Origin of the sequence: Micromonospora sp. NPDC007271 (genome assembly GCF_040634005.1) — a bacterium.
GTDB lineage: Bacteria > Actinomycetota > Actinomycetes > Mycobacteriales > Micromonosporaceae > Micromonospora.
The window spans coordinates 1-24,529 of the sequence record NZ_JBEYER010000016.1; the positions used below are offsets into that span (position 1 = coordinate 1).

The 24,529-nt window shown below is 72.1% G+C and carries 27 protein-coding genes and 2 pseudogenes; 17 read left to right on the forward strand and 12 right to left on the reverse strand.

Going from position 1 to position 24,529, the window contains the following annotated elements:
- A pseudogene (locus ABZ570_RS08315) lies at nt 1-151 on the reverse strand (ABC transporter ATP-binding protein); the annotation flags it as partial.
- A 237-nt stretch (nt 152-388) separates the two neighbouring features.
- Here ABZ570_RS08315 and ABZ570_RS08320 point away from each other — a divergent pair.
- From ABZ570_RS08320 to ABZ570_RS08345, 6 genes are all read left to right on the forward strand, one after another.
- Nucleotides 389-937 (forward strand): Uma2 family endonuclease, encoded by a 549-nt coding sequence (locus ABZ570_RS08320; RefSeq protein WP_358058813.1) that lies wholly within the window; start codon nt 389-391, stop codon nt 935-937.
- A gap of 59 nt (nt 938-996) precedes the next feature.
- On the forward strand, nt 997-2,427 hold the full coding sequence (locus ABZ570_RS08325; protein WP_358058816.1) for a TldD/PmbA family protein: 1,431 nt from the start codon (nt 997-999) through the stop codon (nt 2,425-2,427).
- On the forward strand, nt 2,424-3,851 hold the full coding sequence (locus ABZ570_RS08330; protein ID WP_358058819.1) for a metallopeptidase TldD-related protein: 1,428 nt from the start codon (nt 2,424-2,426) through the stop codon (nt 3,849-3,851). Before ABZ570_RS08325 ends, ABZ570_RS08330 begins: the two co-directional genes overlap by 4 nt.
- Before the next feature lie 265 nt (nt 3,852-4,116).
- On the forward strand, nt 4,117-4,923 hold the full coding sequence (locus ABZ570_RS08335) for a hypothetical protein (RefSeq protein WP_358058822.1): 807 nt from the start codon (nt 4,117-4,119) through the stop codon (nt 4,921-4,923).
- A 12-nt stretch (nt 4,924-4,935) separates the two neighbouring features.
- Entirely contained in the window at nt 4,936-6,849 is a 1,914-nt protein-coding gene (locus ABZ570_RS08340) for a fumarate reductase/succinate dehydrogenase flavoprotein subunit (RefSeq protein ID WP_358058825.1), read from the forward strand.
- Nucleotides 6,849-7,916, forward strand: a complete 1,068-nt coding sequence (locus tag ABZ570_RS08345; protein WP_358058828.1) for a succinate dehydrogenase/fumarate reductase iron-sulfur subunit — start codon at nt 6,849-6,851, stop codon at nt 7,914-7,916. The genes ABZ570_RS08340 and ABZ570_RS08345 overlap by 1 nt, the downstream gene beginning before the upstream one ends.
- A gap of 78 nt (nt 7,917-7,994) precedes the next feature.
- Here ABZ570_RS08345 and ABZ570_RS08350 read toward each other — a convergent pair whose 3' ends face one another.
- Nucleotides 7,995-8,435 (reverse strand): (deoxy)nucleoside triphosphate pyrophosphohydrolase, encoded by a 441-nt coding sequence (locus ABZ570_RS08350; protein ID WP_358058831.1) that lies wholly within the window; start codon nt 8,433-8,435, stop codon nt 7,995-7,997.
- A gap of 184 nt (nt 8,436-8,619) precedes the next feature.
- Between ABZ570_RS08350 and ABZ570_RS08355 the strand changes: the two genes are divergently transcribed.
- From ABZ570_RS08355 to ABZ570_RS08375, 5 genes are all read left to right on the forward strand, one after another.
- The gene (locus ABZ570_RS08355) at nt 8,620-8,928 is read left to right on the forward strand and encodes a 4a-hydroxytetrahydrobiopterin dehydratase (protein ID WP_358058834.1); all 309 of its coding nucleotides are present in this window, start codon (nt 8,620-8,622) and stop codon (nt 8,926-8,928) included.
- Nucleotides 8,929-8,962: 34 nt separating this feature from the next.
- Complete coding sequence (locus tag ABZ570_RS08360) at nt 8,963-9,325, forward strand: PH domain-containing protein (protein WP_358058837.1); 363 nt, start codon at nt 8,963-8,965, stop codon at nt 9,323-9,325.
- An 18-nt stretch (nt 9,326-9,343) separates the two neighbouring features.
- On the forward strand, nt 9,344-9,721 hold the full coding sequence (locus ABZ570_RS08365; RefSeq protein ID WP_358058840.1) for a DUF1801 domain-containing protein: 378 nt from the start codon (nt 9,344-9,346) through the stop codon (nt 9,719-9,721).
- Nucleotides 9,722-9,726: 5 nt separating this feature from the next.
- Nucleotides 9,727-10,452 (forward strand): methyltransferase domain-containing protein, encoded by a 726-nt coding sequence (locus ABZ570_RS08370; protein WP_358058843.1) that lies wholly within the window; start codon nt 9,727-9,729, stop codon nt 10,450-10,452.
- Between the two features lie 102 nt (nt 10,453-10,554).
- Nucleotides 10,555-11,256, forward strand: coding sequence for an ElyC/SanA/YdcF family protein (locus ABZ570_RS08375; protein ID WP_358058846.1), 702 nt, complete (start codon nt 10,555-10,557; stop codon nt 11,254-11,256).
- Nucleotides 11,257-11,276: 20 nt separating this feature from the next.
- Here ABZ570_RS08375 and ABZ570_RS08380 read toward each other — a convergent pair whose 3' ends face one another.
- Entirely contained in the window at nt 11,277-11,534 is a 258-nt protein-coding gene (locus ABZ570_RS08380) for a hypothetical protein (RefSeq protein WP_358058849.1), read from the reverse strand.
- The gene (locus tag ABZ570_RS08385) at nt 11,534-11,851 is read right to left on the reverse strand and encodes a DivIVA domain-containing protein (protein ID WP_358058852.1); all 318 of its coding nucleotides are present in this window, start codon (nt 11,849-11,851) and stop codon (nt 11,534-11,536) included. Before ABZ570_RS08385 ends, ABZ570_RS08380 begins: the two co-directional genes overlap by 1 nt.
- Nucleotides 11,852-12,114: 263 nt before the next feature.
- On the opposite strand from ABZ570_RS08385, the gene ABZ570_RS08390 reads away from it, so the two are divergent.
- Nucleotides 12,115-12,531, forward strand: coding sequence for a winged helix-turn-helix domain-containing protein (locus ABZ570_RS08390; RefSeq protein ID WP_358058855.1), 417 nt, complete (start codon nt 12,115-12,117; stop codon nt 12,529-12,531).
- A 158-nt stretch (nt 12,532-12,689) separates the two neighbouring features.
- Here the strand turns inward: ABZ570_RS08390 and ABZ570_RS08395 are convergent.
- A pseudogene (locus ABZ570_RS08395) lies at nt 12,690-12,953 on the reverse strand (glyoxalase/bleomycin resistance/dioxygenase family protein); the annotation flags it as partial.
- 28 nt (nt 12,954-12,981) lie between these two features.
- Nucleotides 12,982-13,422, reverse strand: coding sequence for a nucleotidyltransferase domain-containing protein (locus ABZ570_RS08400; RefSeq protein WP_358058857.1), 441 nt, complete (start codon nt 13,420-13,422; stop codon nt 12,982-12,984).
- A 116-nt stretch (nt 13,423-13,538) separates the two neighbouring features.
- On the opposite strand from ABZ570_RS08400, the gene ABZ570_RS08405 reads away from it, so the two are divergent.
- Complete coding sequence (locus tag ABZ570_RS08405; RefSeq protein ID WP_358058860.1) at nt 13,539-13,721, forward strand: hypothetical protein; 183 nt, start codon at nt 13,539-13,541, stop codon at nt 13,719-13,721.
- Nucleotides 13,722-13,739: 18 nt separating this feature from the next.
- Here ABZ570_RS08405 and ABZ570_RS08410 read toward each other — a convergent pair whose 3' ends face one another.
- The 4 genes from ABZ570_RS08410 to ABZ570_RS08425 form a co-directional block, all read right to left on the reverse strand.
- Nucleotides 13,740-14,531, reverse strand: coding sequence for an alpha/beta hydrolase (locus ABZ570_RS08410; RefSeq protein ID WP_358058863.1), 792 nt, complete (start codon nt 14,529-14,531; stop codon nt 13,740-13,742).
- A 134-nt stretch (nt 14,532-14,665) separates the two neighbouring features.
- Complete coding sequence (gene ychF, locus ABZ570_RS08415) at nt 14,666-15,751, reverse strand: redox-regulated ATPase YchF (protein WP_358058866.1); 1,086 nt, start codon at nt 15,749-15,751, stop codon at nt 14,666-14,668.
- Between the two features lie 103 nt (nt 15,752-15,854).
- Nucleotides 15,855-16,601 carry a peptidase E gene (locus ABZ570_RS08420; RefSeq protein ID WP_358058869.1) on the reverse strand — a complete coding sequence of 249 codons (747 nt, stop codon included), beginning with the start codon at nt 16,599-16,601 and terminating at the stop codon, nt 15,855-15,857.
- 30 nt (nt 16,602-16,631) lie between these two features.
- Nucleotides 16,632-17,144 carry a MarR family transcriptional regulator gene (locus ABZ570_RS08425; RefSeq protein WP_358058872.1) on the reverse strand — a complete coding sequence of 171 codons (513 nt, stop codon included), beginning with the start codon at nt 17,142-17,144 and terminating at the stop codon, nt 16,632-16,634.
- A 92-nt stretch (nt 17,145-17,236) separates the two neighbouring features.
- Between ABZ570_RS08425 and ABZ570_RS08430 the strand changes: the two genes are divergently transcribed.
- Complete coding sequence (locus ABZ570_RS08430; protein WP_358058875.1) at nt 17,237-18,217, forward strand: EamA family transporter; 981 nt, start codon at nt 17,237-17,239, stop codon at nt 18,215-18,217.
- On the opposite strand, the gene ABZ570_RS08435 is transcribed toward ABZ570_RS08430, so the two are convergent.
- Nucleotides 18,120-18,575 (reverse strand): hypothetical protein, encoded by a 456-nt coding sequence (locus tag ABZ570_RS08435; RefSeq protein WP_358058878.1) that lies wholly within the window; start codon nt 18,573-18,575, stop codon nt 18,120-18,122. The two genes, ABZ570_RS08430 and ABZ570_RS08435, sit on opposite strands and share 98 nt — an antisense overlap.
- A gap of 357 nt (nt 18,576-18,932) precedes the next feature.
- On the opposite strand from ABZ570_RS08435, the gene ABZ570_RS08440 reads away from it, so the two are divergent.
- The 3 genes from ABZ570_RS08440 (at nt 18,933) to valS (ending at nt 23,572) form a co-directional block, all read left to right on the forward strand.
- A complete protein-coding gene (locus ABZ570_RS08440; RefSeq protein ID WP_358058881.1) occupies nt 18,933-20,423 on the forward strand; it encodes an AlkA N-terminal domain-containing protein in 1,491 nt (496 codons plus the stop codon).
- Nucleotides 20,420-20,929, forward strand: a complete 510-nt coding sequence (locus tag ABZ570_RS08445; protein WP_358058884.1) for a methylated-DNA--[protein]-cysteine S-methyltransferase — start codon at nt 20,420-20,422, stop codon at nt 20,927-20,929. The genes ABZ570_RS08440 and ABZ570_RS08445 overlap by 4 nt, the downstream gene beginning before the upstream one ends.
- 72 nt (nt 20,930-21,001) lie before the next feature.
- On the forward strand, nt 21,002-23,572 hold the full coding sequence (valS, locus tag ABZ570_RS08450; protein WP_358058887.1) for a valine--tRNA ligase: 2,571 nt from the start codon (nt 21,002-21,004) through the stop codon (nt 23,570-23,572).
- 246 nt (nt 23,573-23,818) lie between these two features.
- Here the strand turns inward: valS and ABZ570_RS08455 are convergent, their stop codons facing one another.
- Nucleotides 23,819-24,529, reverse strand: a complete 711-nt coding sequence (locus ABZ570_RS08455; protein WP_358058890.1) for an ABC transporter permease — start codon at nt 24,527-24,529, stop codon at nt 23,819-23,821.

Consider the following 24,529-nt stretch of genomic DNA (forward strand, 5'->3'; position numbering starts at 1 on the left):
ACACCCCGTCCACCGCCCGGACCACACCGTCCTCGGTGTCAAACCGCACCCGCAGGTCCTTCACCCGCAGATAGGGGCCCTCACCGGAGCGTTGCTCCGGGACCACGGGGCGGTCCGGTTCCCCGGACGGCGCCGACTCCGACCTGCCCACGACCGCCTCCCTCAGTGACGAAGAGAACTTACAGCAAAGTTCTGGAGGCGAAAATAAGCTACAAAACGTGGGATGTCAGCGGGCTGAGCGTAACGAGTGGGTTTCGAGCTTGGCCAGCCCCTCAGCAGGAGATTCACGTCCACGACTCGACGTCTGCGTACCGTGATCGCACGGCGGGTGCGACGATGGACGCGCCAGCCACGTGAAGATTCCCGCCGGCACGAGGTGGAGGTGACCATGACCGCGGCGGTGTTCGACCACGACGGACCGTGGACCGAAGAGGAGTACCTCGCGCTCGGCGAGACGCAGCAACGCGTCGAACTCTTCGACGGGAGCCTCCACGTGACCCCTGCGCCCACCCCCCGACACCAGAACATCTCCGGCGAACTGCGGGTAGCTCTCCGCATCCCGGCGCGCGAGGCGGGGCTACACGTTCTCGAAGCCGTCAACGTTCGCCTCAGGCCCGGTCGAATTCCTATCCCCGACCTAGTGATCACCGGTCCCATCGACTTCGACGAGGTCAATGTCGAGGCGAGCGAGGTCCGGCTGGTCTGCGAGATCATCTCGCCGAGCAACGCGGCCACCGACAAGGTGCTCAAGATGCACTACTACGCCGCCGCCGGGATTGAGTGGTACCTGCTGGTCGAACAGGAGAACGGCACACTGCACCTGTACCGACGGCAGGGCCGGCACTACCGGGAACTGTCGGTGACCAAGCCGGGCGAGGCGCTGGAGTTGACCGAGCCAGTGCGCGCCACGATCCGGCCGGAGGATCTCGTCCCCTGACGGACGGCGGTCGGTTCACCTAGGGTCGGGCGCATGAGCGAGCGCACCGGAGTGCCGGCATGACCGAGTTCGACGCGGCGACCGACGCCGTCCAGGCCGCCCTCGACGCGGGGGCGCGGTACGCGGACGCCCGGGTGATGCACCGCCGCTACGAGTCGATGTCGGCTCGCAACGGGGACATCGAGGAGCTGACCCAGGACGAGAGCGTCGGGCTGGGGGTCCGGGCGCTGGTCGGGTCGAGCTGGGGCTTCCACGCCGTACCGGATCTGTCGGACGCGCGCGAGGCCGGCCGGCGCGCCGCGGCGATCGCCGCCGCGAGCGCGCGGGTGCCCGGCCCGCCGATCGATCTGGTCCCGGTCGAGGCGACCGTCGCGAGCTGGGCCTCCGGCTGCGAGGTCGACCCGCTCGGCGTCCCCCTCTCCGACAAGGGCGACCTGCTGGTCCGCGCCACCGAGACGATGCGGGCGCACGGCGCCGACCTGGCCGAGGGGCTCTACCAGATCTGGGACACCGCCAAGTGGTTCGTCTCCAGCGAGGGGCACCGGATCGACCAGCGCATCCGCGAGTGCGGCGGCGGCATCTCGGCCACCTCGATCGGCGACGGCGAGACCCAGCGCCGGTCCTACCCCAGCTACCGCGGCCAGTACGGCACCACCGGCTGGGAGCTGGTCACCTCACTCGACCTGACCGCGCACGCCGCCCGGATCGCCGAGGAGTCCCGGGAGCTGCTCACCGCGCCCGAGTGCCCGTCCGGCGAGACCGACCTGATCCTCGGCGGCGAACAGCTCGCCCTGCAGATCCACGAGTCGGTCGGGCACGCCATCGAGCTGGACCGGATCCTCGGCTGGGAGGCCGCCTTCGCTGGGACGTCCTGGCTGGACCTGAGCCAGCTCGGCAGCCTGCGCTACGGCTCCGAGCTGATGAACGTCACCATCGACCCGACCATCCCCGGCGCGCTGGGCAGCTTCGGCTTCGACGACGAGGGCTCACCGGCGGTCAAGCGGGATGCGGTCCGCGCGGGCCACTGGGTGGGGGTGCTCGCCGGCCGGGACTCGGCCGCCGTGGCCGGCCTTCGGTACGGCGGCAGCGTACGGGCGGACGGCTGGGCCCGGCTGCCGATGGTGCGGATGACCAACGTGGGCCTGGAACCGGGCCCGCACACGCTCGACGAGATCATCGCGGCCACCGACGACGGGGTGCTCATGGACATCAACCGTTCCTGGTCGATCGACGACAAGCGGCTCAACTTCCAGTTCGGCTGCGAGGTCGGCTGGGAGGTGAAGAAGGGCCGGCGGGGGCGGATGCTGCGCAACCCCACCTACACCGGGATCGGGCCGGTCTTCTGGCGCTCGATGGACATGCTCTCCTCGGAGATCGTCCCCTGGGGCACGCCGAACTGCGGCAAGGGGCAGCCCGGCCAGGTCGGGCACACCGGCCACCCGGCGGCCCCGGCCCGCTTCCGCAACGTCCGGGTGGGGGTACGGGCATGACCGAGTTGGACGTCGCCGGCCAGGTCGTCGAGTTGGTCCGCCGACTCGCCGGGCCGGACGCGCAGGCCGAGGTCACGGTGACCCGCACCGACCTGGCGCTGACCCGGTTCGCGAACTCGTTCATCCATCAGAACGTCGCCGAGTCGGGCACCGCGGTGCGGCTGCGGCTGCACGTCGACGGGCGGACGGCCGCCGGCACCGGCAGCCTGCTCGACCCCGAAGGGCTGGCCGCGTTGGTCGAGCGGACCCTGGCGGCGGCCCGGCTCGTCCCGACCGACCCGGCCTGGCCGGGGCTGGCCCCGCCGTCGCCGGTCCCGCCGGGCACGGTCTTCGACGAGGCCACCGCGTACGCGTCGCCCGACGAGCGGGCCGCCCGGGTACGCGCCTTCGTGGACGCTGCCGGTGGGCTGGAGACGGCCGGCTTCTGCCGGACGGCGTACCGGTCGGGGGCGTTCGCCAACTCGGCCGGGCACTCGACGGTGGGGCGTACCGCCGAGGCGGCGATGGACGGCATCGCGCGTAGCGGCGGGGCCGACGGGGTGGCCCGGCGCTGCGCCGACCGGCTCGGCGACCTGGACGGGGCGGCGCTCGGCGCCCGGGCGGCGGCGAAGGCGCGGGCGGCGGCGGACCCGGTCGAGCTGCCTCCGGGCCGGTACGAGGTGGTGCTCGAACCGGCCGCCGTCGCCGACCTGCTGCAGAATCTCGCCTGGTACGGCTTCAACGGCAAGCGGTACGCCGAGCGGCAGTCCTTCGCCGAGCTCGGCACCGTCCAGTTCGATCCCGCGGTGACCCTGGTCGACGACCCGCTGCACGCCTCCGCCCTGCCGTACGACATGGAGGGCACGCCCCGGCACGCGCTGACCCTGGTCGACGCCGGCACCACGACGGCGGTGGCGCACGACCGGCGCAGCGGCGCCGAGGCGGCGGCCGCCTCCACCGGTCACGGGATGCCCGGGGCCGCCACCTTCGGCCCGATCCCGCACAACCTCCGCCTGCTTCCCGCCGCCGCCCGCGCGGTCGGTGGGGACAGCCCGTCGCCCGTCGGCGGGACACCCGGTGGCACGCCCGGCGGTGGCGCACCGCCCGGTGCGGTGGCCGATGCGGACACCGGGGCGCTGGTCGCCGGGGTGGAGCGCGGGCTGCTGGTCAGCGACTTCTGGTACACCCGGGTGCTCGACCCGAAGCGGCTGGTCATCACCGGGCTGACCCGCAACGGGGTCTGGCTGGTCGAGGACGGGGTGCCCACCCGGCCGGTCCGCGACTTCCGCTTCACCGAGTCGTACCCCCGGGCGCTGGGACCGGGCCAGGTGCTCGGCCTGGGCCGGCAGCCGGTCCGCCAGCCGGACCGGGTCGACGGCTCCTGGTGGGAGGCGCCGCCGCTGCGGCTGGCGTCGTGGAACTTCACCGGCGGCGCGTCGGGCTGACCACACCTTCCTTTTCGGGACTGACCGGGAGCCTCTTCAGATATTGATCATGGCTCAGGTCTTTCCAACCTGCGGGACACACGGGACACTGCGATGCGCGGCCACGCCGCGAAGATCGGCGTAACGTGTGTCATTTAGCTACGCCGGTTCGTCGGCGTGGTCGCACGCGTGCGCAAGACGTGGCAGTGGACGCGGTCTCACCGGTCCGCTGGCCGGTAACGGAAGGTGATCCGCCGCCCGCGAGGGCGCCGTCAGGGAGACTCGAATGACATCAACGGCAACGAGGCCGCTCGGGGCGCGGGCGCGCGCCGCGATCGCGGCGAAGACGTTGCGAACCGACCGCTGGTGGTTCGCGCCACTGATCACCGTCGTCGGCCTCAGCGCCTGGGTCATCTACGCGACGGTCCGGGTCTTCATGCACGACTGGTTCTGGGTCGAGAAGTACCACTACCTGACGCCGTTCTACTCGCCCTGCCTGACCGAGCGGTGCGGTGCGGGCTCCGCGCACATGGGCACCTTCCTGCCGGACTGGTGGATCATCCCGGACGCGGCGCTGACCCTGCCGTTCCTGCTGCTGTTCCGGCTGACCTGCTACTACTACCGCAAGGCCTACTACCGGTCGTTCTGGCTCTCGCCGCCGGCCTGCGCCGTCCCCGACGGGCACGCCGCGTACGGCGGGGAGACCCGGTTCCCGCTGCTCGGGCAGAACCTGCACCGCTACTTCTTCTACGCCGCGGCGATCATCTCGGCGATCAACACGTACGACGTCTTCTACGCGTTCCACTCCCCCAAGGGCTTCGGCTTCGGGCTGGGCAACCTGATCCTGATCGGCAACGTGGTGATGCTCTGGGCGTACACCATCTCCTGCCACTCCTGCCGGCACATCATCGGCGGCCGGCTCAAGCACTTCTCGAAGCACCCGGTGCGCTACAAGGCCTGGACCTTCGTCTCCTGGCTGAACGTCCGACACATGCAGCTCGCCTGGATCACCCTCGGCACCCTGGCGCTGACCGACTTCTACGTCATGGCGATCGCGGCCGAGTGGTTCCCCGACCTGCGGTTCATCAACTAGAGGCCCTTGGACATGACTGAGACGCGAATCGAACGACACCACTACGACGTCGTCGTGATCGGGGCCGGTGGCGCCGGCCTGCGCGCGGCGATCGAGGCCCGGCTGGCCGGCAAGAAGACCGCGATCATCTCGAAGTCGCTGTTCGGCAAGGCGCACACGGTGATGGCCGAGGGCGGCGCCGCCGCCGCGATGGGGAACGTGAACCCCCGGGACAACTGGCAGGTGCACTTCCGCGACACCATGCGCGGCGGCAAGTTCCTCAACAACTTCCGGATGGCCGAGCTGCACGCGAAGGAGTCGCCGCAGCGGATCTGGGAGCTGGAGACGTACGGTGCGCTCTTCGACCGCACGAAGGACGGGAAGATCTCCCAGCGCAACTTCGGCGGCCACGAGTACCCCCGGCTGGCGCACGTCGGCGACCGGACCGGGCTGGAGCTGATCCGTACCCTCCAGCAGAAGATCGTCTCCCTCCAGCAGGAGGACAAGCAGGAGTTCGGCAGCTACGAGGCGCGGATCAAGGTCTTCGCCGAGACCACCATCACCGAGCTGCTGCTCGACGGCGACCGGATCGCCGGCGCGTTCGGCTACTACCGGGAGTCCGGCGAGTTCGTCCTCTTCGAGGCGCCGGCCGTGGTGCTGGCCACCGGCGGCGTGGGGCGCTCCTACAAGGTCACCTCGAACTCCTGGGAGTACACCGGGGACGGCCACGCGCTGGCGCTGCGCGCCGGGGCGACGCTGATCAACATGGAGTTCCTCCAGTTCCACCCGACCGGCATGGTCTGGCCGCCCTCGGTGAAGGGCATCCTGGTCACCGAGTCGGTCCGCGGTGACGGCGGGGTGCTGAAGAACTCCGAGGGCAAGCGGTTCATGTTCGACTACGTGCCGGACGTGTTCCGCAAGCAGTACGCGGACAACGAGGCGGAGGCCGACCGCTGGTACACCGACCCGGACAACAACCGGCGTCCGCCCGAGCTGCTGCCCCGCGACGAGGTCGCCCGCGCGATCAACAGCGAGGTCAAGGCCGGTCGGGGTACGCCGGCCGGCGGCGTCTACCTGGACATCGCCTCCCGGCTGCCGGCCGAGGAGATCCGCCGCCGCCTGCCGTCGATGTACCACCAGTTCAAGGAGCTGGCCGACGTCGACATCACCAAGGAGCCGATGGAGGTCGGCCCGACCTGTCACTACGTGATGGGCGGCGTCGAGGTGGACCCGGACTCCGGCGCGGCGGCGGGCACGGTCCAGGGGCTGTTCGCCGCCGGCGAGGTCTCCGGCGGGATGCACGGTTCCAACCGGCTCGGCGGCAACTCCCTGTCCGACCTGCTGGTCTTCGGCAAGCGGGCGGGCGGCCACGCCGCCTCGTACACCGATCAGCTCACCGCGCGCCCGACGGTCTCGGTGGCGGCGGTGGAGGCCGCGGTGGAGACGGCCCTCGCGCCGCTGCAGCGGGACACCGGCGAGAGCCCGTACACCCTCCAGCAGGACCTCCAGGCCGTGATGGGGGATCTGGTCGGGATCATCCGGCGGGAAGGCGAGCTGGTGGACGCGCTGGGCCGGCTGGCCGAGCTGCGGGAGCGGGTGGCCAAGGTGAGCGCGGCCGGCGGCCGGCGCTACAACCCGGGCTGGCACCTGGCGCTGGACCTGCGCAACATGCTGGTGGTCTCGGAGTGCACGGCGAAGGCCGCGCTGGAGCGGCAGGAGTCGCGCGGCGGGCACACCCGGGAGGACTTCCCGACGATGGACGCGAAGTGGCGCCGGGTGAACCTGGTCTGCTCGCTGGACGGCGACCAGGTCCGCCTGGCGCACAAGCCGCTGCCGAAGATGCGCTCGCAGCTGCTCGCCCTCTTCGACCGGGCGGAGCTGGCCAAGTACCTGACCGACGAGGAACTCGCCGAGTTCGACGCCCTCACCGAGGAGGCGGGCAAGTAATGGGGACCAAGCGACAGTTCCGCATCTGGCGGGGCGACGAGACCGGCGGCGACCTGCAGGACTACACGGTCGAGGTCAACGAGGGCGAGGTGGTCCTCGACGTCATCCACCGGCTGCAGAACACGGAAGCGCCGGACCTGGCCTGCCGGTGGAACTGCAAGGCCGGCAAGTGCGGCTCCTGCTCCATGGAGATCAACGGCAAGCCCCGGCTGAGCTGCATGACCCGGATGTCGACGTTCGAGGAGGACGAGACCGTCACGGTCACCCCGCTGCGGACGTTCCCGATCATCCGGGACCTGGTCACCGACGTCTCGTTCAACTACGAGAAGGCTCGGGAGACCCCGGCGTTCGCGCCGCCGGCCGGCGTGGCGCCCGGCGAGTACCGGATGCAGCAGGTGGACGTCGAGCGCTCGCAGGAGTTCCGCAAGTGCATCGAGTGCTTCCTGTGCCAGAACGTCTGCCACGTGATCCGCGACCACGAGGAGAACAAGTCGGCGTTCTCCGGTCCCCGGTACTTCATCCGGGCCGCCGAGCTGGACATGCACCCGCTCGACGCGAAGACCGACCGCAAGGAGTACGCGCAGTCCGAGATGGGACTCGGCTACTGCAACATCACCAAGTGCTGCACCGAGGTCTGCCCGGAGCACATCAAGATCACGGACAACGGGATCATCCCCATGAAGGAGCGGGTCGTCGACCGCAGGTACGATCCCCTCGTGTGGCTTGGTAGCAAGATCTTCCGGAGGGGTCAGGTGCCTCAGACCAGCGTGACCAGCGGGCATCACAGCGGCGCCGCGACGGCGGGCAACGACCCGGCGGTGCACTCGCACGCCGGCGGCTCGCACGACACGCGGTCCGAGGTGCAGGCGCAGCAGGGCGTCAACTGGCACCGCGAGGTGCCGCACCCGACGGCACCCGCCGTCGACGCCAACGGCCGGCTGCCGCTGACCGAACTGACCTTCGACAAGGCCGCCGCGCCGTCGCCGTTCGGCGACGACGTGCGGTTCCCGCTGCCGCCCCAGCACCTCAACTTCGCTCACCCGCAGCAGGACGAGCCGAAGCACTGAGGACGAGCGGACGATGACGGGGGTCGCGGCAGATGCCGGCGGCCCCCGTCCCGTTTCCGACCCGGTGTCCGGTCCCGCTCAGGACTCGGCGAGCAGCGGGCGGAGGGCGGCGACGATCGGCGCGTCGGCGGGCAGCCAGGGGACGCTGTCGAGTTCGGCCGCGGAGAGCCAGCGCAGCTCCGAGTGCTCCAGGGCCTTCGGCTGGTCACCGTGGAGCAGGCGCGCCGTGTACACCCGGAGGACCGAGCGGCCGTGGGCCATCCGGACGTCGCGGCCGACCCGCGTGCCGATCTCCACGCGTACGCCGAGTTCCTCGGCGCACTCGCGGACCAGCGCGGCGGTCTCGGCCTCCCCCGGCTCGACCTTGCCGCCCGGGAACTCCCAGCGGCCGGCCACCTCGGGGGGCGCGGAGCGGGCGCAGGCGAGCACCCTGTCGTCCGCGATGATGGCCGCCCCGACGATCACCTTCGGCTCACGCCGATCACTCTGCCCGCTGCCGCTAGCCCGTTCGGTCCACACGGCCGTCCAGGGTGCCAGATCAATCGGCGGTTCGGGTAGCTGAGCTCGCCGTCAGGTCAGCAGAACCCGGAAGTGTGGGCGTGGACACCCCACCCACGCGGCGACAGACTAGAGTGCGTCGACTAGGACACGGGACGGCGACGATTTGGCCACAAGCCGGCAACGACGCGTGGGAGGTGCGGTGATGCGTGTGCTGTTCAGCAGCCGGGCCAAGCAGGACTATCTCACCGACGCTCTCACCCTGCTGTCCGGGTGGACCCGCGAGGGCGAGCAGATCCGTCGCACACTCGTCCTGGACGACACCCAGCACGCCGCGTTGACCGAGCGGGTCAAGGTCGTCGCCGACGCGCTGCGCCTGCGGCCCGAGATCAGCCGCCGCGCCGACCGTACGCAGATCAAGGTGGGCCACGGCGACGGCGAGCCGCTGACCGAGGGTGAGGTCCTGCTCGCCGCCCGCATCGAGGACGCGGTCCGCGCCGTCACGCAGCCCTGAGCCGACTGGCACGCCCCGCCTACCGTCGTAGGGCATGACCACCCCGACGTACGACCGCAAGGAGCAGTTCCAGCAGATCCAGAGCGGGCTGCTGGCCGGTGAACAGATCATCGCCGTCTACGACGCGGTCGGGGCCGGCACCGGCTTCATCGGCCTGACCGACCGCCGCGTGATCATCCAGGACCGCTCCTTCATCGGCAAGCGGTACGCCATCACCAGCATCCCGTACTCGAAGATCACAAGCGTCAGCGTGGTGAGCAACAAGTCGTGGGGCGGTTCGTTCTTCTCCACCGGGGCGATCGCGATCCACGTCGGCTCACAGACCTACGAGGTCGAGTTCCGGGGCGCGCAGAAGAGCCACCACGTGCACAACGTGATCCTCCACCACATCTCCTGACCCCTATCCTGATCAGTCATGGCGGATCTGCACGCACACCGGCCGGCCGACGTCGACCGGTTCCTGGCCGAGCTGGACCATCCGTTCAAGGCCGAGGTGGTCGCGCTGCGGGCGATCATCACCGGGGTCGACGAGCGGATCACCGAACAGATCAAGTGGAGGGCGCCGTCGTTCAGCCGGGGCGACTACATCGCCACCTTCAACCTCCGGGACCGCAAGCGGGTGCACCTGGTCTTCCACAATCCGCACCTGGCCACCATCGGCAGCCCGTTGCTCGAGGGCGCGTGGCCGGACCGCCGGATGGCGTACTTCGCCGACCTGGCGGACGTCGAGGCCAAGCGGGTCGAACTGGAACGGGTGGTCACCGAGATCATCCGGCGCAACGACGCGGCGTGACGCCGGTGGATCCCCGTTTGCCCGTCCTCTACGACGCGGAGAACGCGTGGGGGCGGGACGACGACTTCTTCCTGGGCACCGTCGCCGAGACCCCCGGGGCCCGGGTGCTCGATCTGGGCTGCGGGACCGGCCGGCTCGCCCTGGCGTTGGCCGCCGCCGGCCACACCGTGACCGGGGTCGAGCCGCAGCGGGCGTCCCTCGACGCGGCCCGCGCCAAGCCGGGCGCGGGCCGCGTCACCTGGATCCGGGGCACCTCCGCCGGCCTGCCCGATGCCGCGTACGACGTGGCCCTGCTGACCAGCCACGTGGCGCAGGAGATCCGGGATGACGACGAGTGGGCGCGTACCCTCGCCGACCTGCGGCGCGCGCTGGTCGACGGCGGCTGGCTGGCCTTCGACTCGCGCGACCCGGCGGCCCGCCGCTGGGAGCGCTGGACCCCGGACGCGTCCCGCCGCCGGCTCGCCCTGCCCGACGGCACGACGGTGGACGCCTGGACCGAGTTGACCGAGGTACGCGACGGCCGGGTCAGCTTCCTGCACCACTACGCCCTCCCCGGCGGCGAGGAGCTCCGCAGCCCGGGCTCGCTCCGGTTCCGGACCGAGGCGGAGCTGCGGGCATCCCTCGCCGCCGCCGGCTTCACCGTCGAGCGAATGTACGGCGGCTGGGCCGGCGAGCCGGTCGGCGCGAGCGACGACGGTGAGCTGATCGTCGTCGCCCGGGCGGCGGCCTGAGCTGAGCCAGCTGACCCCGGCCAGGGCCGGCGGCTCCGGTCCGGCAGCGGCCCGCGTGACGGGCGGCCCCCACGGATGCGCCCGCCTGAGATACTCGTCCACATGCGGGGATGGTTGGCAGTCGTCAAACAGTGGTGCACCGCTCGCCGGTTGCGCTGGGCACTGGTCGCGGTCGCCGTCGGCACGGTGCTGGCGACCGGGGCCGGCGCGGCCAGCGTGGCCTGGATCCGCGGTGGCGCCGAGGGCCACATCTTCAGCGAGGCCACCGTGCCGGAGGCGCCGGTCGCCCTCGTGCTGGGTGCCAAGGTGGAGGCGGACGGCAACCCCTCGCCGTACCTCGCCGCCCGGCTGGAACTCGCGCAGCGGCTGTTCGACGCCGGCAAGGTCCGGGCGATCCTGGTGTCCGGCGACAACATGCACGCCGACTATAACGAGCCCGAGGCGATGCGGCGCTGGCTGGTCGAGCGGGGCGTGCCGACCGGCAAGGTGGTGCTGGACTACGCCGGATTCGACACGTACGACTCGTGTGCGCGGGCCAAGCGGATCTTCGGGGTGGACCGCCTCACGGTGGTGACCCAGTCCTTCCACCTGCCGCGCGCCGTCTCGCTGTGCCGGCACCTCGGCATCGAGGCCAACGGCGTGGGCGACGACACCGTCCGGCAGTACACCCGCCAGTGGCGGATCAGCTCGACCCGCGAGTACGGCGCCTGCGTGAAGGCGGTGGTGGACGTGGTCTCCGGCCGGGATCCGGTCCACCTCGGCCGCCACGAGCCCGGGGTCGAGGAAGCCCTCCGCGCCGCCTGACCGCCCGGGGTGGCGGGCGGTCAGCGGGTGAGCCGGCGGGCGCACGGTCCATCGTGGTCGGCCCGGAGCAGGCAGCGCCGGCCGCCCGGCAGCCGCAAATCGCAGAAGACCCGATGGCGTACGCACTGCTCGTCCTCGGCGGAGACGGTGGTCTCGCCCGGGTCGGCCGCGGAGAGCAGGCCGGCCCAGCGGGCAACCACCCGGGCCAGGCGCACCGCGCCGGCCAGGTCCGTGGCGACCACCGGCAGGTGGACGACGAAGCGCTCCCGCTCGGCCATCAGCGGTACTGCCCGGCGGCGTTGGCCCGTTGCGCCTGCTCGGACTGCCAGCGCCGCAGCGCGTCCTTGATCCGGGCCGTCTCCTCCCGGCTGGTACCCAGCGCGTCGTAGACGACGGCCAGGTCGTCGGCCACCCGGTCGAGGAACTCGTGCACCTCCTGCGGGTCGAGCCCACGCCGGCCGAACCGGCTCGGCCGGAACCGCCGCTCCCGCACCTGCGACGGGCGCAGCGGCGGACAGGCCGCCGACCGGTAGTAGCCGGGCTTGTTGTTCTGGCTGGTCCGTTCCTGCCGACCGGTACGCCGGAAGAAGCGCACGACGTGTCCCACCTTTCCGTTGACGAGGGCTTGCCCATTGGAAGGGTGGTCCGCCCGCCCGCCACGAACGGGCGGCCCACCCTGGCCCTGCCACCGCAGCCCAGCTCGGCAGTACGGCAGCAGAGCAGCTCACCGACGAGTGATAGCGCGGCTGTCATCGCCCGATCACTTGCTGTGGCTGTCACCCTAGCCCGTACGGGCGTATGGCCACAAGGCCATTCGGCCAAAGGCTCCCTTACCCATGAGGCGTCAACGCTGGAGGCATGCCCATCGATCCGCGATCGCACACACCCGTCTATGTGCAGCTCGCCGACCTGCTCCGAGCCCGGATCGAGTCCGGCGAGCTACCACCCGGTGCGCCAATCGGTAGCGAGGCGCGGCTGAGCCAGGAATACGGGATCGGCAGGGACGCTGTACGCGAGGCCATCTGGGTCCTGCGCTACGAGGGATTGGTCAGCACCAGTCGGGGCCAAAGCACGACTGTGCGACAACGGCCGGAGCGCCAGCGGGTCGAGCTACCGCTGGGCGCCTCCGTGATCGCCCGGATGCCAACCAGCAACGAGCGCCGCTCCCTCGACATCGACGAGGGTGTGCCGATCCTCGAAGTCCGCGATGCCCAGGGCAGTGTGAAGGTTCTGCCGGGCGACGAGGTCGAGCTCATCCGCCCCAAATCGGAGTGAACCGGCCAACCATGACGATCCGGCCGATCGACGGATTCGACACCATCTTGTCGCGACCGGCCGTGGCGGGCGTCCGCTGGAGTGGGCTGTCTCCTGTTGAGCGATATGCCTCTCGGTCATATTTATGACTCAGAGGCATATCGCTTTCACCACGACCATCACCCCCGTGAATGACGACACGCCGTAATGTGGCGGTGCGTCGGTGAGGCGCCCCAGCCGCTCCAGGGTGCTTCTGCCGTCGCGGTGCAGCAGGCGCTCTCGGTGGCCTTCTCCAGTTGGGCGAGTCGGCCTTCACGGTGTAGCCCTCCCACGGCTCGTTGCCGGGCCCACGTACCAAACCTTGTCGGGGAGGGCGTAACAGCACTCGGTGTCGTCTCCTCGAGGGTGATCAGGCCGGCGTCGGTGAGCCGCCGAGTCGCCGAGGGCCGCCGGCCTGCCCGACGCCAAGCCTCACGAAGCGGGATGGAGCGGCCCTGCGCAGGCGGCCGACAACGCGGCCAGCACGCGGACCGGGTCGTACTCGATTCTGTGTCCGTCTCCGACGACGCGGCGGGTACCAGGATCGACCGGGTCGGTGTCCGCCCAGCTCACCGGAACGACGCCCAGCTCGACCTCAAGCCCCGACGAGCGCCGCACCCGGACTTCCCTGAGCGGCCCCCACTCGCCCAGCCGGACGACCTCGCCACCGAGCAGGCCGGTCCAGCCGCCCGGCTGCGCGTATCGCGGGTTGTCGGTGAGGACCACGATGTCGACGTCGGAGTCCATCCGCGCGGCCCCGCGCGCCCAGGAGCCGACGACCAGCACCCCATTGACGTCCCCCCGCTCAACCGCCCAACCGGTGACCAGGTCGACCACCGATCGAACCTCCCGGGACCGCTCCTCCGTCACCACAGGCCGAGTCTGGCACGTACCAGGGGCGGCGAGTGCCCCCAGGCGCTGCCGCCGCACCGGGACCTAACCTGCGGTATGGACGGTCAACCTCCGAGGACGGCGTTCGACTTCGAGCGATGAGCCTCGGCAGCCAGCAGGGCAACGCCCATCTGCACTGGCACCTCGCGCCGCTACCCCCGGGCGTGCCCTACGACCAGCAGCAGTTCCACGCAGTCATGGCCGAGAACGGCGTGCTCGCGGTCGACGACCAGGCCCAGGCAGCCCTGGCCCGGGAGATCCGCACCCACGTTCGCGAGTAGCTGGGCAGGAGGATCAGATCAGGAGAAGAACTTCGCCAGAATCGTCGCCAGCGCCGCCGGCCGCTGCAGCACCGCGTGGTCCTCGCCGGCCATCACCACCAGCTCGGCGCCCGGCACGGTCTCCGCGACCGCCCTAGTCGCCGCCGCCAGGCCCGGCGCGGTCTGGTCACCGTAGACGGCCAGCACCGGAACGCCGATCCCGGCGATCCGGTCGAACGGCATCAGCTGCCAGGGCGTGCTGAGCAGCACGTCGTACGGGAGACTCGGCGCCTTGTCGACCAGGAACGGCCATGTCTCGCTGGCCTTCATCCCGGCGACCGCGCCGCCCGGGACGCCGACCACCTCGCCGAGGAACAGCTCCACCGCGCCGTCGCGGTCCCCGGCGGCGACCAGCGCCCTGAGCCGGTCGTAGACGTCGGCCGGAGGCATCGGCAACTTCTCGTCGGCGCAGTACGACGGCTCGTACACGGCGACCCGGTCGATCGGAAGCCGGTGCATCGCCCCCTCAAGGACGAGCACCGCACCGGAGGAGTGCCCGAACACCGAGGCCCGGCCGCCGACGTGCGCGATGACCGCCGCCAGGTCGTCGACCTCGTTGGCGACCGCGTAGTCCCCGCTCTTGTCGTCGCTGGCGCCCCGGCGGCGCCGGTCGTAGGTCACCACCGTGAACCCCGACGCGAGTTCGGCGCCGAGCCCGGCCACCGTCGAGCGGTCGTTGAACGCGCCGCCGACGAGGATCACCGGCGCGCCCTGGCCGATCGTGTCGACGACGAGGGTCGTGCCGTCCCTGGACGTGATGGTTTCAGTCATGACGGGTCAGCCTTCCTGGGATGCGCAGTTCACCCTACGCAGCTTCCAGGACCGGTCGGGGCGGATCAAGCTACGGCCGGCGGCGGGCGAAGAGGACCACCGGGGGGTAGCTGACCTGCCGGAACGTGCCGGATTCAGACGTTGAAGCGGAACTCCACGACGTCGCCGTCCTGCATGACGTACTCCTTGCCCTCGATCCGGACCTTGCCGGCAGCCTTGGCCGCCGCCATCGATCCGGCCTCGACCAGGTCGGCGTAGGAGACCACCTCGGCCTTGATGAACCCGCGCTGGAAGTCGCTGTGGATGACCCCGGCGGCCTCCGGCGCGGTCGCGCCGACCGGGACGGTCCAGGCCCGCGCCTCCTTCGGACCGGCCGTCAGGTACGTCTGGAGCCCGAGGGTACGGAAGCCGACCCGGACGAGCTGGTCCAGCCCCGGCTCGGACTGCCCGATCGACTCCAGTAGCTCGCGGGCCTCCTCCTCGGGCAGGTCCACCAGCTCGGACTCGATCTTGGCGTCCATGAAGACCGCCTCGGCCGGGGCGACGAGCGCGCGCAGCTCGTCGAGGAACTCGGCGTTGCCCAGCTCCGCCTCGTCGACGTTGAAGACGTAGAGGAACGGCTTGGTGGTGAGCAGGTGCAGCTCACGCAGGTGTTCCAGCTCGACCTTGGCTGCCGCCGCGCCCGCGTACAGGGTGGTGCCGCTGTCGAGGAGGTCGACGGCCTTCTTGGCGGCCTCGACCGCGGCGGCCCGGTCCTTGCGGAGCTTGGCCTCCTTCTCCAGCCGGGGTAGCGCCTTCTCCAGGGTCTGGAGGTCGGCCAGGATCAGCTCGGTGTTGATCGTCTCGATGTCGTCGGCCGGGGAGACCTTGCCGTCGACGTGCACCACGTTCGGGTCGGAGAAGGCGCGTACCACCTGGCAGATCGCGGTGGCGTCGCGGATGTTGGCCAGGAACGCGTTGCCCCGGCCCTGGCCCTTCGAGGCGCCCCGGACCAGGCCGGCGATGTCGACGAACGAGACCGGCGCCGGCAGCACCTTCTGCGAGGAGAAGATCTCGGCGAGCTTGTTCAGCCGATCGTCGGGCAGGCCGACCACGCCGACGTTCGGCTCGATGGTGGCGAACGGGTAGTTCGCGGCGAGCACGTCGTTCTTGGTCAGCGCGTTGAACAGGGTGCTCTTGCCCACGTTGGGCAGGCCGACGATGCCGATGGTGAGACTCACGACGAGCCAGCTTACGCGGTTCGCCGCGACGGCCGGGCAGGCAGGCCCCGCGCCGGCCGGGAAGAGGGACGGCGGTCACCCGCGCCTGCCCGGCACCCCGGGCTCAGGAGTGCTGCGCGGCCAGCAGCCGGGGTTCGATCCGGGTCTCCTGGACGCTGCCGTCCGCTTCCCGGGTCACCCGGTACGCGGCGACGCCCTCCCGGTCCGCCACCGCCTCGGCCAGCCGGGTGCCCCGGTAGACCAGCCCCACCCCGTCGTCGGTGCAGTAGCTGGTCGGCAGCGTGCCGTCGGCGACCAGCCGGTGCATCAGCGGCCGGCGCTGCTCCTCGCCGTCGTAGTGCACGCCGTTGCCGTACGGGAGCCAGCCCAGCCCCTCGGTGAACGGCCGCAGGGTCGGGCCGAAGCTGTCCGTGGCACCGCCCAGGTGCCAGCAGATCGACCCGGCGGAGACCCCGCCCAGCACCACGCCGGCCTGCCAGCACTCGTGCAGGATGTCCTGGAGGCCGTGCACCCGCCACACCGCGCAGAGGTTGGCGACGCTGCCGCCGCCGACCCAGACGATGTCCTGGGCGAGCAGGTGGGCCCGGATGTCCTCGACGTTGGGCATCGGGAACAGGGCCAGGTGGGACGGGCGGAACCGGGTGCCGGCGAACGCTCCGTAGAACACGGTGTACGAGGTGGGCTGGTCACCCACGGCCTGGTTCAGGTAGCAGATCTTCGGCGCGTCGCCGGCCTCCGCCAGCTCGGCCATCAGCTCGAAGACCGGCCCGGGCTGCGCGTCCCACGGCCCGCGGCGGCGGCTGCTGAAGCCCGTGCTGGTGGCGACAATGGTCGGTTCGCTGGCGGGCATGGCCATCCTTCCGGTCGGTGGCGATCAAAATCATCCTGCCCGATCGGCCTCGCCCGCCTCGGCAGCGGCGAGCAACGCCCGCAGCAGGTCGGCCAGGCGTTCCTGGTCGTCGGGGGAAAGCGCGTCGAGGATCCGGCGTTGGACGGCCAGCCCGGCGTCGACGGACTCCTCGACCACCCGCCGGCCCTCGTCGGTGAGGCTGACCCGCAGGCCGCGGCGATCCGCGGGGTCGGGGGCGCGCCGGACCAGCCCGGCCCGCTCCAGCCGATCCAGCCGGCCGGTCATCCCGCCGGAGGTGAGCATCAGCGAGGCGGCGAGCGCCTTCGGCGCCAGGGTGTACGGGTCGCCGGCGCGGCGCAGCGCGGCCAGCACGTCGAACTCTCCCCGGCTGATCCCCCAGCCGGCGTACACCTTCTCCTGGCTGTCGCCGACCAGTCGGGCCAGGCGGTAGATGCGGCCGAAGACGGCCATCGGTTCGGGCCGCATGCCGGCCCGCTCGCGGCGCCACTGCTCGACGATCACGTCCACGTCGTCCGTTGCCACGCACGGATTGTGCCGCACCTCGCACTTCCCCCCTTCACTCGAGGCTGATTAGCTTAGCACTAAGCTACTTAGCTACGAGGAAAGTGGTCACCATGCATCGTCGCTCGATCGATGTCGCGCTCACCGCCGCCGCCCCGATCATCTGGGGCACCACCTACCTGGTCACCGCCGAACTGCTGCCGGCCGACCGGCCGCTCTGGTCCGGCGCGTACCGGGCCCTGCCGGCCGGGCTGCTGCTGCTCGCCCTGACCCGCCGGCGACCGCGAGGCGCCTGGTGGTGGCGGGCCGCCCTGCTCGGCGCGCTCAACATCGGCGCCTTCTTCCCGCTGCTCTTCGTCGCCGCGTACCGGCTCCCCGGCGGGACCGCGGCCGTGCTGGGCGCGGCCCAACCCCTCCTGGTCGCCGCGCTCACCGTGGCCGTCCTCCGCGAGCGGCCCGGCCGGCCGGCGCTGTTCGCCGCGCTGGTCGCACCGCTGGGCGTGGCACTGGTGGTGCTGCGGCCCGGCGCCGGCCTGGACCCGCTCGGCGTGGCGGCCGGACTCGCCGGCACCGCCGCGATGGCCACCGGATTGGTGCTCACCCGCCGCTGGGGACGGCCGGCCGGCGTCGGCACCCTCGCCGGGACGAGCTGGCAGCTCGTCGCCGGGGGTCTGCTGATCCTGCCGGTCGCCGTCGCCGTCGAGGGCGCGCCGCCCGCGCCGGACGGGCCCGCCCTGCTCGGATACGCCTGGCTCGGGCTGATCGGCACCGCCCTGGCGTACGCGCTCTGGTTCCGGGGCGCGGCGCGGCTGCCGGTCACCCGGGTGTCGGTGCTCGGCGCGCTCAGCCCGCTGACCGCCGCCGCCCTCGGCTGGCTGGCGCTGGGGCAGGCGCTCAACCCGATCCAGCTCGTCGGCTTCGCGGTGGCGGTCACCGCGATGGTGCTCGGCCAACTGCCGGGCCGGCCCAGCGGCGATCCGGCGACCGGGCCGACGCTCACCCGGCGAGCAGGCGTGGCCACTCCGGCGCCTCGTCGCCCCGATCCGGCAGCGCCCCGGGCGGCAGCTCGGCCGCGGCGGCGAGCGGCAACGTGAACCGGTGCGGGGCGGCAGCGCCGGCCGCGTACGACTGGTCGAGCATCCAGCGCACCTCGTCGACCGTCCAGCCCAGCCCGCTCCGTCGGGCGATCTCCTGGATGAGCCGCAGGCCGACCCGGGTGTCGTCGTCGTAGAAGCGCATGCACCAGTGGTGCGCCCACATGCCGAGCGCCCGCAGCGCCGCCGCGTCGAGCGAGCCGGCGAGCCGGCCGCAGGCGGTCTCGGTGAAGGCGCGCCCCGGGTCGTCGGCCCGGTCCCGCTCGATCGCGCCGTACGCGGCCGGCGCCACCACCCGCATCCGGTCGTAGAAGCCCTGCACCACCGCGCGGTCCAGCCGTATCCGCCCCGACCGCATCAGCGGGCACCTCGCCCGGCCACGCTCGCCATTCCCCGCACCTTTTCTTGAGTTGGTTGGCGGGACCGTACCGACCACTACCGACACTTCCGACGGCGGAAACCGTTGCCGCGTCAGGGATAGCGGGGTTGAGCTGCGGCGTCTGTATCGGTGACAAACAAGCGCGGGCGGGTGCGTGGCGGAGGACGACCGGGCCCGGCTGGCCGAGTTCGCGGCCAACCCCCTCGTTCAGCTCGGTTGATCATGAGGTTGAGGGCGAAGTGGATCTCCCGGACCACATGATCGACGCAGGAGGGCGTACGGCGAGGTCCGAATCCCGCCAGCCGAGGCGTGGACCTGCGAGGCAGTATCGATGGCGTGGAGTTGGACTTCGAACGGTGCTACCGGGCCGTCGACAGCCGTGACCAGCGCTTCGACGGCTGGTTCTACACCGGCGTGACGTCGACCGGGATCTACTGCCGGCCGTCCTGCCCGGCGATGACGCCGAAGCGGCAGAACGTCCGGTTCTTCCCCTCGGCCGCCGCCGCACAGGGCGCGGGACTGCGGGCCTGCCGCCGCTGCCGGCCGGACGCCGCCCCGGGTTCGCCGCAGTGGGACGTCCGGGCGGACGTCGTCGGGCGGGCGATGCGGCTGATCTCGGACGGGGTGGTCGACCGGGACGGCGTACCGGGGCTGGCGGCCCGACTCGGCTACACCGAGCGGCACCTGCACCGGATGCTCCGCGCCGAGCTGGGCGCCGGGCCGCTCGCGCTGGCCCGGGCGCAGCGCGCCCAGACCGCCCGGATCCTCATCGAGACCACCGGGCTCGGCCTGGCCGAGGTGGCGTTCGCCGCCGGCTTCGGCAGTGTCCGGCAGTTCAACGACACGGTCCGCGAGGTGTACGGGGCGACGCCGTCCGAGCTGCGGGTCGCCCGGGGCCGGCGGCCGGCGGCGAGCGGGGCGGGCACGATCACGCTGCGGCTGGCGTACCGGCCGCCGTTGCACGCGGCGGCGCTGCTGGACTTCCTCGCCCTGCGGGCCCTGCCCGGCGTGGAGGAGGTCCGCGACGGGACGTACCACCGGGCACTGCGGCTGCCGCACGGAGCCGGCACCGTCGCGCTGACCCCGGCCGACGGGCACGTCGCCGCCACGCTGCGCCTGGCCGACATGCGTGACCTGGCACCGGCGGTGGCGCGCTGCCGACGGCTGCTCGACCTCGACGCGGACCCGGTCGCGGTCGACGGCACGCTGGCCGCGGACCCGGCCCTCGCCCCGGCGGTGGCCGCCGAACCGGGCATCCGCCTCCCCCACGCCGTCGACGGCTTCGAGATGGCCGTCCGTGCGATCACCACCCAGCAGATCTCCCTCCGCTCCGCCCGCACCACCCTCACCCACCTCCTGTCGGCGACCGGCACCGCCTCGGTTGATCATGAGGTTGACGGCGAAGTCGATCTCTCAGGCCACCGCCAACCTCATGATCAGCAGCAGAAGCTGCGGGCGTTTCCCAGCGCGGAGGAGGTGTTGGCGGTGCCGGACTCGGGGCTTCGGATGCCGGGGGCGCGGCGGGAGACGATTCGGGCGGTCGCGCGGGCCGTCGCGGAGGGCTCGCTGGACCTGGCGCCGGGTGGGGACCGGGAGGAGGCGGTACGGCGGCTGACCGCGCTGCCCGGGATCGGGCCCTGGACCGCCGGCTACGTGGCCATGCGGGCCCTCGGCGACCCCGATGTCTTCCTCCCCACCGACCTGGGCGTACGGCGGGGCGCCGCGGCGCTCGGCCGACCCGACCACCCGAAGACCCTTGACGCGTACGCGGACCGCTGGCGCCCCTGGCGGTCCTACGCGGTGATCCGACTCTGGAGAGCGGCATGACCATCCTGGACAGCACCATCGTCGACACCCCCGCCGGGCCGTTGAGCGTGCTCGCCGCACCGGACGGGAGGGTCCGCGCGGCCGGCTTCACCGCCGAACCGGCCAGCCTGCTGCCGCTGATGCACCCGAGCCTGCGGGGCGACCTGCGGGATCGGGCGGACCTCGGCCCGGTCTCCGCCGCCGTCCGCGCCTATCTGGAGGGTGACCTGACCGCGATCGACAGCGTCCCGGTCGAGCAGCACACCGGCGGTGCCTTCCTGGCCGACGCCTGGCAGGTGCTGCGCGAGGTGAAACCGGGCGCGCCGGTGACGTACACCGGCTTCGCCGAACTGGCCGGCCGGCCGGCGGCGGTCCGCGCCGCCGCGGCGGCCTGTGCCCGCAACGCCATCGCCCTCTTCGTCCCGTGCCACCGGGTGCTGCGCACCGACGGCACGCTCGGCGGCTACCGCTGGGGCCTGGACGTGAAGCGGTGGCTTCTCGGTCATGAGGGCTCGGCGGCCAGCTGACCCGGACGGTCCGTGGCCGACGCGGCACGTAATGTCGTGGAGCGGCCCGGGCCGGCTGCCTACCATCGGCTGATGACCGACACGGAGAGGACGGCCCGCACCGGCGTCCCCGAGCGTCCGACGCTGGACGGCATCGAGGAGAGCTGGGCGCGCCGCTGGCAGGAGGACGGGACGTACGCGTTCGACCGCGCCCGCGCAGGGGAGCGCCAGCACGTGTACGCGATCGACACCCCGCCGCCGACCGTATCCGGCGAGCTGCACATGGGGCACGTCTTCTCCTACACGCACACCGACACGGTGGCCCGGTTCCAGCGGATGCGCGGCCGGACGGTCTTCTACCCGATGGGCTGGGACGACAACGGCCTGCCCACCGAGCGGCGGGTGCAGAACGTGTACGCGGTGCGCTGCGACCCGGCCCTGCCGTACGACCCCGACTGGCAGCCGCCGGCCACGCCGGTGAGCGAGGCGGCTCGCAAGGACCCGGCCCCGATCTCCCGGCGCAACTTCATCGAGCTGTGCGAACGGCTGACCGCGGCCGACGAGCAGGTCTTCGAGGCGCTGTGGCGGCGGCTCGGGCTGTCGGTGGACTGGTCGCTGACGTACACCACGATCGGGCGGGTGGCCCGGGCGACCAGCCAGCGGGCGTTCCTGCGCAACCTGGCCCGGGGCGAGGCGTACCAGGCGGAGGCGCCGACGCTCTGGGACGTCGGGTTCGCCACCGCCGTGGCGCAGGCCGAGTTGGAGGACCGGGAGCGGCCCGGCGCGTACCACCGGCTGCGGTTCCCCGGACCGGGTGGGCGTGCGGTGCTGATCGACACCACCCGGCCCGAGCTGCTGCCGGCCTGCGTGGCGCTGGTCTGCCACCCCGACGACGAGCGGTACGCGGACCTGGTCGGCGCGTCGGTGCGTACCCCGGTCTTCGGGGTCGAGGTGCCGGTGCGCGCGCATCCGCTGGCGGACCCGGCCAAGGGCACGGGCATCGCGATGGTCTGCACCTTCGGTGACCTGACCGACGTGACCTGGTGGCGGGAGCTGCAGCTCGACACCCGGGTGGTGATCGGCCGGGACGGGCGGCTGCTGCCCGAGCCGCCGGCCGGGGTGCCGACGGAGCCCTACGCCGCGCTGGCCGGGCAGACCGTGAACGGCGCCCGGCGGACCGTGGTCGAACTGCTGGCCGACGCCGGCGACCTGGTCGGCGAGCCGCGCCCGATCACCCACCCGGTGAAGTTCTACGAGCGCGGCGACCGCCCACTGGAGATCGTCTCGACCCGGCAGTGGTACCTGCGCAACGGCGGCCGGGACGCCGGGCTGCGGGACGAGCTGCTGGCCCGGGGCCGGGAGCTGCGCTGGTTGCCGGAGCACATGCGGCACCGCTACGAGCACTGGGTGGGCGGCCTGACCGGCGACTGGCTGGTCAGCCGGCAACGCTTCTTCGGTGTGCCGGTGCCGGTGTGGTACCGGCTCGACGACGCTGGCGAGCCGGACTGGTGCCACCCTCTCACACCGGACGAGTCGATGCTTCCGGTCGACCCGTCCAGCGAGCCGCCACCCGGCTACGACGAGGCGCAGCGGGGGCTGCCGGGCGGCTTCGTCGGCGACCCGGACGTGCTGGACACCTGGGCCACCTCCTCACTCACCCCGCAGATCGTGGGTGGTTGGGAGACCGACCCGGAGCTGTTCCGCCTGGTGTTCCCGATGGACCTGCGCCCGCAGGGGCACGACATCATCCGGACCTGGCTCTTCGCCACCCTGCTCCGGTCCCACCTGGAGTTCGGCGTGCTGCCCTGGCGGGACGTGGAACTCTCCGGCTGGATCCTCGACCCGGACCGGAAGAAGATGTCCAAGTCCAAGGGGAACGTGGTCACCCCGATGGCCCTGCTGCAGCAGCACGGCTCGGACGCGGTCCGCTACTGGGCCGCGAGCGGCAAGCCCGGGATGGACCTGGCGTTCGACCCGGCGCAGATCAAGGTGGGGCGGCGACTCGCCACCAAGCTGCTCAACGCCTCGAAGTTCGCCCTCGGGCTGGGCGCCGCCGACGCGTTGCGGGCCCCGGCGACCGAGCCGCTGGACACCGCCATGCTCGCCGAACTCTCCGGCGTGGTCGGGGTGGCGACGTCCGCGTTCGACGCGTACGACCACACGGCCGCGCTGATGGCGACGGAGGCGTTCTTCTGGCGGTTCTGCGACGACTACATCGAGTTGGTGAAGGAACGCGCCTACGGCTCCGGGCCGGGGGCGGACTCGGCGCGGGCCGCGCTGGCCACCGCGCTCTCGGTGCAGTTGCGGCTGTTCGCCCCGGTCCTGCCCTTCGTCACCGAGGAGGTCTGGTCCTGGTGGCGGTACGGCTCGGTGCACCGCGCCCCGTGGCCCACCACGTACGAGGTGGGCCGGGCGGTGCAGGCGCCGGGTGACCCGGAGCTGCTGCGGCTGGCCGCCGACGCGCTGGGCCAGGTGCGGCGGGCCAAATCCGAGCGAAAGCTGTCGATGAAGGCGGACGTGCCGCTGGCCGAGGCGCTCGGCCCGGCGGCCCTGCTCGACCAGCTCACCCTGGTCGCCGACGACCTCCGCGCGGCGGGCCGGATCACCAAGCTCGACCTCCTCCCCGACCGCACCCCCGAGCTGGTCGTCGCCTGCGCCTTCTGAGCCAGTCCGCCACGCGGCCGCGCCGGCTGGTGGCCGGGCGGAGGCGACCCGATGACAACGGAACGTAACGGCCAGTGCGGACGAGGAAGACTTTGAGCGATATGACGGTGAGGCATAAATATGCCTCACCGTCATATCACTCGCGAAGTGTCTCGCCATCCCACGCGACGCGCTCGGGTCGTGCCCGGCGGACGGGGCGAAGACGACGCCGGCCCGGCCGGCGCGCTCAGCTCCCGGCGCCGGCGGTCAGCTGGTCTCGCCGGCGACCGAGAAGGAGCGGAGGCGGTCGATGGCGAGGGCGGTGGAGCCGACCGCCACCAGGGCGGTCAGGATCGCCGCCACCGGAACCGAGACAGTGGTGCCGAGCAGCTCGGTGGGGGCCATCCGGTCGGCGAGGGCGATCACCCACTGCTGGATGGAGAGCACCCTGGTGCCGTCCACGAACCGGCCGAGCAGCCCCTCCCAGATCAGCACGTAGACCAGGCCGAGCAGCACGGGCCGCCGGGTCAGCAGGCTGAGCGCCAGGAACAGCGCCGAGTACGCCAGGGCGCCCAGCGCCGACGCGGCGGCGAGCCCCAGGCCGAGGCGTACCGAGTCGGCGAGCACCCCCGCGACGTAGAGCGGGACGGCGACGGTGGCCGCGCTGACCCCGGCCGCCACGGCGAGCTTGGGCAGCACGATCTGCCAGCGCGGCAGCGGCTTGGTGAGGATGTGCACCACCGTGCCGTCGTCGATCTCGGCACCGAGCACTCCGGTGCCGACGATCAGCGCGACCACCGGCAGCACCACGGCCAGCCCGAGCCCGACCAGCACCGGCGGCCCCCACTGGCTCGGGTGTACGCCCAACGACCGGGAGACGATCGCGAGCACCAGCAGCAGCGCGGGCAGCGGGAGCAGCAGCAGGAACCGGCGCCGGCCGAACAGCCCGCGTGCGGTGATCCAGGTAACGGTCGACAT